At 54.0% G+C, this 10,675-nt stretch carries 8 protein-coding genes and 1 pseudogene; 3 read left to right on the forward strand and 6 right to left on the reverse strand.

What is annotated here, in order from left to right:
• The first annotated feature begins 200 nt into the window (after positions 1-200).
• Positions 201-1,148, forward strand: coding sequence for a Hint domain-containing protein (locus FTO60_RS17525; RefSeq protein ID WP_148057322.1), 948 nt, complete (start codon positions 201-203; stop codon positions 1,146-1,148).
• A gap of 450 nt (positions 1,149-1,598) precedes the next feature.
• Here the strand turns inward: FTO60_RS17525 and FTO60_RS17530 are convergent, their stop codons facing one another.
• On the reverse strand, positions 1,599-2,105 hold the full coding sequence (locus FTO60_RS17530) for a hypothetical protein (RefSeq protein ID WP_148057323.1): 507 nt from the start codon (positions 2,103-2,105) through the stop codon (positions 1,599-1,601).
• Positions 2,106-2,507: 402 nt separating this feature from the next.
• On the opposite strand from FTO60_RS17530, the gene FTO60_RS17535 reads away from it, so the two are divergent.
• The gene (locus tag FTO60_RS17535; protein ID WP_148057324.1) at positions 2,508-2,936 is read left to right on the forward strand and encodes a hypothetical protein; all 429 of its coding nucleotides are present in this window, start codon (positions 2,508-2,510) and stop codon (positions 2,934-2,936) included.
• 23 nt (positions 2,937-2,959) lie between these two features.
• Here the strand turns inward: FTO60_RS17535 and FTO60_RS17540 are convergent, their stop codons facing one another.
• Positions 2,960-5,596 carry a calcium-binding protein gene (locus tag FTO60_RS17540; protein ID WP_148057325.1) on the reverse strand — a complete coding sequence of 879 codons (2,637 nt, stop codon included), beginning with the start codon at positions 5,594-5,596 and terminating at the stop codon, positions 2,960-2,962.
• Between the two features lie 117 nt (positions 5,597-5,713).
• Here FTO60_RS17540 and FTO60_RS17995 point away from each other — a divergent pair.
• Positions 5,714-6,121 (forward strand): annotated as a pseudogene (locus tag FTO60_RS17995) (helix-turn-helix domain-containing protein); the annotation flags it as partial.
• A 30-nt stretch (positions 6,122-6,151) separates the two neighbouring features.
• Here the strand turns inward: FTO60_RS17995 and FTO60_RS17550 are convergent.
• The 4 genes from FTO60_RS17550 to FTO60_RS17565 form a co-directional block, all read right to left on the reverse strand.
• A protein-coding gene (locus FTO60_RS17550; RefSeq protein WP_148057338.1) for an IS3 family transposase occupies positions 6,152-7,494 on the reverse strand; the annotation gives its coding sequence in 2 pieces (ribosomal slippage) (positions 6,152-7,165 and positions 7,168-7,494; 1,341 coding nt in all).
• Between the two features lie 139 nt (positions 7,495-7,633).
• Positions 7,634-8,749, reverse strand: coding sequence for a Fic family protein (locus tag FTO60_RS17555; RefSeq protein WP_148057326.1), 1,116 nt, complete (start codon positions 8,747-8,749; stop codon positions 7,634-7,636).
• A 178-nt stretch (positions 8,750-8,927) separates the two neighbouring features.
• Complete coding sequence (locus FTO60_RS17560; RefSeq protein ID WP_148057327.1) at positions 8,928-9,560, reverse strand: SMC-Scp complex subunit ScpB; 633 nt, start codon at positions 9,558-9,560, stop codon at positions 8,928-8,930.
• Positions 9,557-10,519, reverse strand: a complete 963-nt coding sequence (locus tag FTO60_RS17565) for a DUF1403 family protein (protein ID WP_148057328.1) — start codon at positions 10,517-10,519, stop codon at positions 9,557-9,559. Before FTO60_RS17565 ends, FTO60_RS17560 begins: the two co-directional genes overlap by 4 nt.
• Positions 10,520-10,675 lie beyond the last annotated feature (156 nt).

The raw sequence follows: 10,675 nt of genomic DNA on the forward strand, positions 1-10,675 counted from the left end.
ACCCATAAGCGCTGACGTCAGACAATTCTTGGTCTTTGCGCCCTGACTACGATCCGGCATTGCACCGGGTAGATATCACGATCACTGACGATGACGGCGTTTTGGACGGCGATTCCACTACCGGACCCGCTGTATCTCTTGGTAACTCGAGCCCAGACGAAATTGGCACCGATTCAAACCAGACGGCTGTTATCAATGACATGGCTGGCAACCTGATCGCGTCGGGCCAAATTTATGACGAAGAGTTCTTTGCCGTCTGGGACGGTATCAATCCGCATATCTATATCGAAAGTGTCGAAATTGCAGGCGTTCATGTCGGCTACATCGTAAATGCGCCACTGACTCCAGGGACCACGTACTCACAATCCGCCACTGGTGATGTCAACGCGGGTACTGCACCTGCTTACTCCTCTTTCACGGACGTACCACCGTGTTATGCTCCCGGCACAATGATCGACACGCCGGATGGCCCGCGCGCCGTGGAAACCCTGGAAGTCGGCGATCTGGTGAAGACGCTTGATCACGGACCCAAGCCGATCCGTTGGACCCACAGCGGCGACCATCCGCTGGAAGACGCCGAAGTTGACGACAAGCCGGTGCAGATCAAGGCCGGTGCCTTGGGCCGGAACCTGCCCGCCCACGACCTGATCGTGTCGCCGCAACACCGCATCCTTGTCGGCGGGGCCGGGCAATTGCAGCCGGTATTCACCAGCGAGGCGTTTGCGCCCGCAAAATCCCTGACGGCCGTGCCCGGCATCCGCCACATGAAGGGCAAAACCAAAATCACCTGGATACATTTCGCCTGCGACCGGCACGAAGTTGTCACCGCCAATGGCTGCCTGTCGGAATCGCTGCTGCTTGGGCCGATGGTGGTCAATGGATTGACGGCCACCGAGCGTCAGGCAGTGACGGATATCTTTGGGTCTGCCCCGACGCACGACGCGGCCCTGAACGGTCCGCCAGCGCGGGAATGCCTGACGGTGGGCGCGGTCAAACGCCAGATTGCCAAACACCTCAAAGAGAAGGGCCAACTCTTGGCCAAAGAAATCAAGAAATGGGACGTGGATGCAGCGATGGAGCGGTATGAGGCTGAGCGGTTGCGCGAGGCGAACCCGAGGAGCCAGGTCAATATGAAGCACGTCGCCTAGCGAAAGCACGACTGGCGTATAGCAGGGCGGTCAGACCGGACGGTTACCGTGCTCTCATGCTTCACCAACAACATTCGCTCCGAGTGTTAACTGTAGTGTTAGTTTTTCATTAACTATGTCGTACCACCTTAGCCAGCGGGAACAGGGACGAATCGAATCAACGGGAAAGGCATAGAATTTGGCACGAGATCACATAAACGAGCACCCAATGCTTTGCATCAGCAGAGACATGGTAAGGGTGGCACACGACAACAAATGTCCACAGTTTGCAAAATTGCTGGAGCAAGCTTTGGAAACCCTAGAGCGCGAGATTCGGGCAAAACCGCCAACGTTTGTTTACCGAAATTGAACACTTCAATTGCCATATATTTGTCCGTACTTCTTGCTTAACTGCCGGCATGTACGGACACGACAATTGTGCCTGAGCTCAATGTTGCGCAGAAACTAGCACTAGTTCCAAATTCGCACGCGTTCTAGTCCTCTGAGCTTTTCCAAGTCGCTTTGGTAGCTCAAATCAAACAATTCTATTGTTTGAGAGTCGAGGCCGAGAGCGTTGGCTTCAGCGCTGCTATGGTGTGGACTGAAATGCTGCGTAACCACTCGAAGTTCAGCGTCAGGTAGGTGTTTACCGCGATAGTCTGCTCTATGGAGGAGCCCTTTCAACAGCTTGCGGCCGATTGGATCTGCCATATGAAATGCCAAATGATACTCATTGTTTAGTCGATCGGGGAAACTGAGTCCTGAAACCAGTTCGAGAATTGGGGCCAAGCGGTATGGCACGACTGTGCGCGGAAGGATTTCAATCGATATTGACGGCATCCGCTGCCTAATATTTTTTACAAGTTCGCTCCACGAAAATTCATAGAGATCGGCCCAATCCGTCGCCTTTATTGCTTTGTTGAGTTGTTCGTTTTCAAAGCTGAGAAGTAGTTCATGGATTGGCATGATTTCAATCATCAACACAACATGCCAAGTCGGGAACGCGGCTGCCAATGCAGCACATTTTTTAGTGGCTTGGGGTAAACATCCCCTTTATCTAGGACATTGGGCGGACTAGCCCAAGCGTGTTGGTTTGAGATAAATACTCTATTTGAGCCATGCGAGATACCAAGAGCCTCAAGCACCTTAGTTTCGCTTGCAAAGTATTTTCCAGACATCAGTTCACGAAGGACAGGCTTGTGGACTTTTTCAACAGGGCAAGTTAGGCCGCTTTTCGAGTTAATCTCGGGGTTTCGACGCAGAACCAGTTCCAACGCTGGGCCAAGGTTCCCACGCGCACCTAGATGTAAGAAAATTCGCTTGTCGTTACTCATGATCAGAATTTCCGACCTCTGTTTCTCGTGCATTAACAGAGGCGGTATGCAAGATGCAATGATAGACAACAGCGGCCCGTTGGCCGAAGATCTTAAAGAACTGCGTGACCGGAGGCAGCAAATGCAAACACGACTTATACTAGAAGTAGATGGTGAAGAACTCCTGCGCCACACGCAAGACCTACCGATTGATCAGGTCGGTCAACTTGATGACGCTGTGAGACTAGTTATTGAACGTAGTTTGGCTGCTGTCTTGGCGAGGGTGGCAGTAGAACTGACCAAAAGCAAAACTGAATTGCCAGTTTCGCAGGCGGCTGTAATCTCTGCCTTGGCACTTGAGGCCGACGCCTATCTCAATCAGATGCTTGATAGCATCAAACTGCTTCGAGGAGTCGCAGAAGGGCAGATAAACCCTTATGAAACACGGTATGCAGATCTCGCGCATGACGTAGATGCTGAGTCTGATTTCAGCTGATACTCTGAGGTATTTTCTGGTTTTCAAACAATCTCGAACCAACTTTCCGTCGCTAGGAAATCAAATCCAGCGACACCGAGGATTTGGATTGCATCGCCGTCGCCAAAATCGAGAGTCAGTGACTGACCGTAGTCCTCGAGTGTTCCAAAAGTCTCGATCAATTCTGCGCTTGTGAGATTTGAGTCGTTCGTGAGGTTTTGATCAAGCTGAATGCGGTCGGCACCAAGGCCGAAATCTGAAACAACATCGTGATCATCACCCTTCATGAAGACAAACGTGTCGGCTCCGACACCTCCGGAAAGAGTATCGTTGCCGCCGCGCCCATGAAGGGTGTCAGCACCGGCACGACCGGAAATTTCGTTATCCAGAGCATTACCATACAATTGGTCGGTAAAATTTGATCCGATCAGGTTCTCGATGCTAACGAACGTGTCACCAGCCGCATTGCCGGTGTTTCTCGTGGCGTTACTTAGGTCTGCGGTAATGCCACTCCATGCCGTCCAGTAGGCCGCTGTGTCACTTCCTGATCCACCACTGAGAAGATCGGCTCCATCACCGCCCAACAAGATATCGTCTCCACTGCCGCCGAAAAGCCGATCGTCTCCTTGGCGACCGTTGAGCTTGTCATCGCCCTGACCGCCGCTAAGTTTGTTTGCGTCGCCGCCGCCGCGCAGTACATCATTGTATTTTGACCCCAAGATGTTCTCAATCCCAACAAGAAGATCGCCCTTTGCGTCGCCAATGTTCGTGCTTTGATTAACGAGGTCGACGATTACCCGCCAGTATGCAGTTTGATAGGCAGCGGTATCGACACCGTTGCCGCCAATAATATGGTCCGCTCCCTTGCCACCGACCAGAAAATCCCAACCGTCACCGCCATCGAGTACGTCATTGCCATTGCGCCCGTTAATCTTATCACTGCCAGCGCCGCCGACCAAATAGTTGCTCGCATGATTTCCGAAGAGCTGATCAGAAAATTCAGATCCTTCAAGGCTTTCTATCGAGTGGTAGACGTCCATTGCTGCCGCGCCAGCGTTATTATTCAAGCCCATTATGTCCGCAACGATGCCTTGTGATACCGTTTGATACGAAACCATGTCTTTGCCAGCACCTCCAAAGAACTCATCGCCACCGCCGTGGCCTACCAGCCTGTTGTCAAGATCATTGCCAAGAATCAAATCCCAACCGGCGGTTCCAAACAATTCAACTTGATCTGCTTCGCCGACAACTTCGTTTGCAATCTCAAATTTTACATGCAGCACCTCGTAGGGCGACAAGGGGAAGCCGAGAATGCTGCCATCAAGGATCTGCTCAAAACTGATGTCGGTCCATGTCGGTGTTAAATCTGGCTCATTCCAATACGCAAGCCCAGCTTGACTGCCATACTCGCCATCTGCATTACTTGTATCCACCGACAAGACTTGTGCCGACAATAGTCGTAACGGCGTCCCGAATGCCGAAAGGTCCAGTTCGCCATTCCATCCCCCTTCGTCAATTGAAGACACATACATGTCTAGGTCAGTTTCGCCAGAAAATGCCTGTGCCCGGATCCCATCGGGTAGACCAGACACAGTCAAGACCGCATCGCCGAGGGTGTTCTCGGTCAAGCTAGCAAAAACCTCACCGGCGACCATGATGTCGCCAGCAGCATTCGCTATGCTTGTGGGGTGATATTGTGCAGACCAAAAGGATAGCATATCGACGCCATTAACCAGAAAGGTATTAAACATTTCGAGCATTAAGCCCGCTTGCTCCAGCCCATGACTTTCGTATGATTTGTGGAGGACGTTCCACTCTGAAATCATTAAGTCTAGATCGACGCCGCTAGCATCCTCCCAGAATCCCATGATTCCTACCGAGTCTTCGATTGCGCTCACCAAATTATTGAAAGTGTTTGTCCCGTCTTGACCAGAAAGCAACTCATCTCGAAAATAGAAGTGGCCTACAATTCCGTCGATCACCGAGAGTTCGTCGATCGAGTATTCATTGAGTTGGTTTTGTGCACGCTCAAGAAGTTCATCAACACTGGTGAGCCCGGTAACGCTCTGAACCCATGATTGGATAAGGATGCCTGGCTGCTCGAGCCCCGAGTAAGTTGTATTATTATTGTAAAACTGTTCAATAACTTCATCCACAATGGTCGCGATATCGCCGGATAATTTGCCGTACTCAGCGGCAGTCATGTAGCCTTCGTATTCGTTACCCAATTCGAACGCGCTGATTGGGTTGGGAAAACTGGTTTCCAACACTTCCAAGACAAAGCTACGGATTGCTTCGGCGTGCTGTAAATCAAAGGCGCGCTGGCCATAAGGCATGTCATCAGTCAAGAGCCGCGCGACGGGTATCACGATTATGGCCTGAGCATCGACGTCACTAGCAAACGATAGGAAGTCGTTAAGTGGCGTGAGCGATTTCGTTTGCCCGTTTTCATCAATGTATGTCGATGCGTTGGGATTCGTTATGTCAAAGATAGTTTCAGCGCTTACGCCTCCAGGGTAACGAATGGTCTTGAGGCCAGTAAACTCGATAAGGTCATCAAACTTTTCCCAGGGCTTATCCCCAATCGCTTCAAACTCGAAGACGTGGTTGAGGCCGAAATGGTCTTCAGTAACAAAGACTCCACTATTCTCTTCAATGGTGATTTGCGCGACCGTAGACATCGTATGAAACCCTCTTGCTGAATGGTGAGTTCAGGAAAAGCGGGTTCATGTGTTTTTGGCGGTGCAAAAATTTGGCAGCATCGGGGCTAATAGAGAAAATGCTATTAGATTGTGGACGACAGGCGATGGGGGCGACCACGAATGAGGTACCCTGCACCGGTGAAGTTGGAGATCATCAGGTTGGTCGAAGAGAGCAATCTGTCCGCCCGCATGACGCTGGCCAAGCTAGGTATCCCCCGGACGACATTTTACCGTTGGTATGATCGGTATTTGTGGCGCGGCGAGGCTGGTTTGCAGGTGAGAACGGCCCTGCGGTCCGTCGCGCATGCGGCCATGCGGCCTTACCGCGGCGGCGCACTTGGCGTCCCGGTTTGCCCGTCTCGCGAGCACGTCGTGATCCGGCCACGCCTGCGGTTTCCACTCTGGTCTGTTTTGCGGTGCAAAACGATCCCGCCGCTCCATCCGCCTGCGTGTCCCGCTCTGTCCGTCGTCAGGGTTTTTGGAACCAATGGCAGCTTAAACTAAGTGAGAGTTTGGCTCATCTGGTTGGTTTCATTATGCGGCGTGCTGTCGGTGATGCAAGCGCCGCGCTTCGAGTGTCTTTCGTTTGATCCTTTCCCTTTGTTTTAGAATGGCTTTGTCACGGCCAAAGTAGACGTCGGCGGGTGTGACGTTGTTGATGCTCTCGTGATACCGCTGATGATTGTAGTGGTCGACGAAGGCTTCGATTTGAGCTTCAAGATCACCCGGCAGGAAGTAGTTTTCCAGCAGGATGCGGTTCTTTAAAGTCTGATGCCAACGCTCGATCTTGCCTTGGGTTTGCGGATGGTATGGCGCGCCGCGAGAATGCTTCATGCCTTTGTCCTGCAACCATTCCGCCAGATCTCCAGAGACGTAACTCGATCCGTTGTCGCTGAGCAGACGTGGCTTGTGAACGACGTGAACTTGGTCGCAGCCGGATGCTTGCAATGCGAGGTCAAGCGTATCGGTAACGTCTTCAGCCCGCATGTTGGTGCAGAGCTTCCAGGAGACGATGTAGCGGCTGTAGTCGTCGAGGACAGTGCTGAGATAGAACCAACCCCATCCCAGAACCTTGATGTAGGTGAAGTCTGTTTGCCAAAGCTGGTTGATCGCAGTTGTTTTGTCTTTGAACTCGCTGGCTGCCTTGATGACGATGAAGGCCGGGCTAGTGATTAGATCATGCGCCTTTAGCACCCGATACACTGTGGATTCTGAGACAAAATAGCGCTCCTGATCCGTGAACGTCACCGCCAACTCGCGCGGTGACAGTTCCGTTTCCTGCAAGGCGAAGTCGACAACCTTGCGCTTCACCTCGTCAGGCACGCGGTTCCAAACGTGCTTGGGCTTGGGGGATTGATCCTGCAATCCGGCCTCACCGCGCTGCAGGTACCGATCGTACCAACGGTAGAACGTCGTGCGTGGGATACCCAGCTTGGCCAGTGTCAGACGCGCCGACAGATGGCTGCCCTCAACCAAACGAATGATCTCCAGCTTCTCTGATGCAGGATACCTCATTCGTGGTCGCCCCCATCGCCTGTCATGCTTTTTTTGAGAAGACGCAATTCGAGCGTCTGTTCCGCGACAACCTCTTTGAGATCCTTGGCCTCACGGCGCAGTTCTTTGACCTCATCGGTGTTTGCAGCCCGCGCAGTGTCGCCTGCCAGACGCCGCTTACCGGCTTCCATGAAGTCCTTGGACCACTTGTAGTAAATGCCTTGCGATATGCCTTCACGGCGGCACAGCTCTGCAATGCTGTCCTCGCCACGCAGCCCATCCAGTACGATCCTGATCTTCTCTTCGGATGAATAATGCTTGCGCGTGGCGCGCTTGATGTCTTTGACGATCTTCTCGCCAGGGCTCTTCGTTGTCTTTCTCATCGTCCACTCCTCAGTGGCTACGATGAGCAACAAACACTCTCTTAGCAAATAACGCTATTTGGACCCATGGGCGCTGACGTCAGACAACCCGGACCGGCGGACTCTCAGAGAGATAGATGAGACGCTCTTAAACGCCTAATTATGCGTTCGTGCTTGGCAAGTTCAGCCAATAACGCGTGTACCTTAGTTCGCCGGTCCGCCTCAGGGCATCGATCTCAACCAACTCTTGCAAATCTCGGGTCGCCGTCGCTCGCGACGTGCCCGTGATCGAAATGTAATTCTCGGCACTCAAACCGCCCTTGAAGCCATCTGGTCCTTCCCGGAATATGCGTTCGATTGCCTTGGCTTGGCGGTCGTTCAGCTGGAGGCGATGCCGATCATAGAAACGTGCCTTCGCAATGAAAAAACCAACTCGATCAAGAGTAACTTTTTGCGCTGACAAAACAGTTTCCGCGAACCATTCTAGCCAGGGCGTGACATCCAACGTCTTCTGGTGCCGCTCAAGCTGATCATAGTAAGCCTTCCGCTCCCGCTCGATCGAGTAGGCCAGCGCGATCAGGCTCGGTTGGCCCATGTTTTGCGCAAGTGATTTCTCGGCCAAAGCGCGGCCCAATCGTCCGTTGCCGTCTTCAAAAGGATGGATGCTTTCAAAGTAAAGATGGCTGAGACCTGCCCGTGTCAGCGCCGACAGTGGTTCTTCTGCACCTGGCGCGGTCACATTGAACCAATCCACAAACCGCTCCATCTCGCCCAGAACCTGCGCCGATGTCGGCGCCTCGAAATGAACGATTGGCCGATCCACACGACCCGATACGATCTGCATTGCGTCTTCATGCTGGCGATAGGCCCCGATGCTTTCTAACCGCCGATCGTGGGACAACAACATGTCATGCCATCTGAACAACGTCTCATGCGTGAGTGGCTCGGCATAAGTCGAATAGACATCGACCATCATCTCGGCCACACCCTGCTCTCTGGGCTTGGTTGGGTAGCTGTCAGGCGACAATCCAAGCTGACGGCGCAGCGAGGACTGCACGCTTTGACGATCCAGCATCTCGCCTTCGATGGCACTGGTTTTCATGGCTTCATCGCTCAGCAGGTCGATGCGGAGTTGATCGCGCTCAGTTGGACTGACATGGTGAACGGCACCCAGGATCTCGCCCGACGACAGCAAGAAACGCTGCTCGAGCGGTGCCAGTGCTGCCGCGTCATACCGAAATTCCGGCCAACCGGGTATCTGCCAATTCCATGCCATGAGGTATAGAGCTCCTTTCTATAGCTCACATTGTGACCATTTTTGAGGTATAGAAGTCAATCCTATACCTCAAAGATGTGCAAATACACGTAAACTCTGCTGTGCATTTGCACGTGAAGTCTGCTCACACCTCTGACTGCTTGAAAGTCGAAGCCCGACCAATTGAAAGCGAAGAGCGTCAGACCAGCTTCGTTCGGGTCGCCTCATCTGCGTTTCCATCAGCCAACTCCAACTCTGGCAAGTCCCGCAATGTCTGCAAATCAAACGTCGCCAGAAATGTCTCAGTCGTCACAAAGGTATGCGGCGCGCCAGGCCGCGGCGCGCGCGGACCACTTGCAATCAGGTCCTTGAACCGCAGCCGGGCCAACAGATCACGACTGACCTCCTTGCCAAAGATGCCCTTGAGTCCAGCCCGATCGATCGGCTGGTGATAGGCAATGGCGCAAAGCACGCCCATCTCCATCTCGGTGAAGGCGAGCGACTGCTCCCCAAGATCAGCCGCTGCCTTAATGGCGTCAGCAAATTGTGTACGGGTCCGGAACATCCACTTGCCCGCGACCTGCGCGAGCTCATAAGGTCGGCCGGTCAGCTCCGCCTGAATATCCTCAATCAACATCTCGACAGAGGCCCCCTGCCCTACAACGCGTACCAGATCGTCACGACCAATCGGTGAGGCACTGGCAAACAGCACGGCCTCGATCCGCCCCATCCATTCGCGCCAACGCAGCTCTTGCGGCAGGTCCTCCAGTTCCCTGTCGAAAACGCCTCCGCCCTCATCGGCTGCCTTACTTTTAGTCGCTGCGGTCGTCATGGCGCGATCCCGTAGAGCCGGAAGGTCGGTCGCCCGGTCAGCTCGCGAGCAACCCCGAGCGCGACCAGCCGGTCACAGAGCCGCCGCGCTGCCCGGTCGGTCATGGGGATCTTGGTCCCTTGGATCATTGGTGACAACATCGTTGACGGTGCAACCGCATCCTCAGACAGAAACAGAGCGACCGCTGCGTCCGATCCCTTGGACCGCAGCTTCGGGGCAATCCCTTGAAGTGCCACGCCGCGCTGCGCCAAATCCCGCGCCAGACGGATCGTCTCTTCAATGGATTGCAACATGCGATGTTGCACAATCAAGTCAGCCCCCTGCCCGTCCCCGACCAGATCGCGCAACATCGCCTTCGTCAGACAGTGCCCCGAGACGGGCAAGACTGTCGGCCAGCTCAAGACCCGCGCCAGTGCAACATCAGAGAGCAGACAGGCCAGCCGCTCCGCCCGGTCGTCCACCTCCAGAACCGCGCGCATCACCGAAACGCACCCAGCCAGCGGCCCGTGGGTCTTTGCACGGGCAGTCCCGGCTTCGAGCCAGGCATCGACTTCTAGATCAAAGTCGGAGCCGATGAGAGCCACGAGCGCCACTTGCCAATCGCGCCCGGTCAGTCGAATCTGCGTGGCTTTGCGCCAGAACGCCAGCAGATCGCCGTCCGGTCCGCGGACCTCACTGGGTGGCGCCAAATGAAAGGCGTCGCGGATATCGCCCTCCTGTGCCAGGCGCCCTTCCAGCTTCGAGGTAGCGGTCGCAGCGGCCAGAGATAACCGATTGGCAAGCAATTTCACCGGGACGCCGTGAGTCGGATCGGATACCAACGCATCCAGCACTGTCAGCGCCGCGCCTGACCTGAAAGCCACAGTTTCAAGGGTTTCTGCATGCCCGGAGGTGACCCAGCCCGGGAGTTTCGGTAGGTTCGTCTGGTCGTCAGAGATGGTTGCGGGCTGATTGCGCATGCCACTACACTATCTTAGCACGGCGCTTTTGCCTACCATATAGTGTAGAAACCGCCCCACCCTGCGATTCCTCGCTATGTCCAATAAGTTTGCATTATCGGACGTAAAAGAATATGCTGAGAAGCAGTTCAATTTCATTGCTGGATTCACTGGAAA

It is taken from the genome of Octadecabacter sp. SW4, assembly GCF_008065155.1.
GTDB lineage: Bacteria > Pseudomonadota > Alphaproteobacteria > Rhodobacterales > Rhodobacteraceae > SW4.

Bases quoted from the DNA above. Each gene is read 5' to 3' on its own strand.
- FTO60_RS17525 (WP_148057322.1), top strand. From the start codon at position 201: ATGGCTGGCAACCTGATCGCGTCGGGCCAAATTTATGACGAAGAGTTC.
- FTO60_RS17530 (WP_148057323.1), bottom strand. From the start codon at position 2,105: ATGATTGAAATCATGCCAATCCATGAACTACTTCTCAGCTTTGAAAAC.
- FTO60_RS17535 (WP_148057324.1), top strand. From the start codon at position 2,508: ATGCAAGATGCAATGATAGACAACAGCGGCCCGTTGGCCGAAGATCTT.
- FTO60_RS17540 (WP_148057325.1), bottom strand. From the start codon at position 5,596: ATGTCTACGGTCGCGCAAATCACCATTGAAGAGAATAGTGGAGTCTTT.
- FTO60_RS17555 (WP_148057326.1), bottom strand. From the start codon at position 8,749: ATGGCATGGAATTGGCAGATACCCGGTTGGCCGGAATTTCGGTATGAC.
- FTO60_RS17560 (WP_148057327.1), bottom strand. From the start codon at position 9,560: ATGACGACCGCAGCGACTAAAAGTAAGGCAGCCGATGAGGGCGGAGGC.
- FTO60_RS17565 (WP_148057328.1), bottom strand. From the start codon at position 10,519: ATGCGCAATCAGCCCGCAACCATCTCTGACGACCAGACGAACCTACCG.